The sequence below is a fragment of the Burkholderia sp. lig30 genome (assembly GCF_000687455.2).
Classification (GTDB): Bacteria; Pseudomonadota; Gammaproteobacteria; order Burkholderiales; family Burkholderiaceae; genus Burkholderia.
Map to the genome: position 1 here is coordinate 1 of NZ_JGVW01000030.1, position 576 is coordinate 576.

Genomic DNA, 576 nt, shown 5'->3' on the forward strand with positions numbered 1-576 from the left:
CCGTATCTCGGCTACCAGACCAACCTGATCTACTGGCTCGCGAACGTGCTCGGCAACGTCGGCCTCGCAGTCGCCGGGCTCGGCTACCTCACGCATTTCTTCCCGATGCTGAAGGATCCGCTCGTGTTCGCGCTCGCGCAGATCTTCGTGATCTGGCTGTTCACCTACGCGAACATCCTCGGGCCGCACGTCGTCGGCAAGGTGCAGTCGGTGACGACCCTGCTCGCGCTCGTGCCGATCATCGGGATGGCAGTGTTCGGCTGGTTCTGGTTCAGCAAGGACGTGTATTTCGCCGGCTGGAACGTCACCGGCGTCAGCGGCCTCAGCGCGGTCGGCGCGACGCTGAACTTCACGCTGTGGGCGTTCATCGGCGTCGAGAGCGCCTCGGTGTCGGCGGGCGTCGTCGAGAATCCGTCGCGCAACGTGCCGATCGCGACCGTCGGCGGCGTCGTGCTCGCGGCGGTCTGCTACGTGCTCAGCTCGACCGCGATCATGGGGATGATCCCGAACAAGGCGCTGCTCGCGTCGAGCGCGCCGTTCGCGGACGCCGCGCGCCTCGCGCTCGGCGACACCGCC

General features: G+C 67.2%; 1 protein-coding gene. It reads left to right on the forward strand.

Annotated elements, in window-relative coordinates:
- Positions 1-576: amino acid permease (locus tag LIG30_RS02030; protein WP_038709244.1), on the forward strand; the 576-nt coding region annotated here is incomplete at both ends.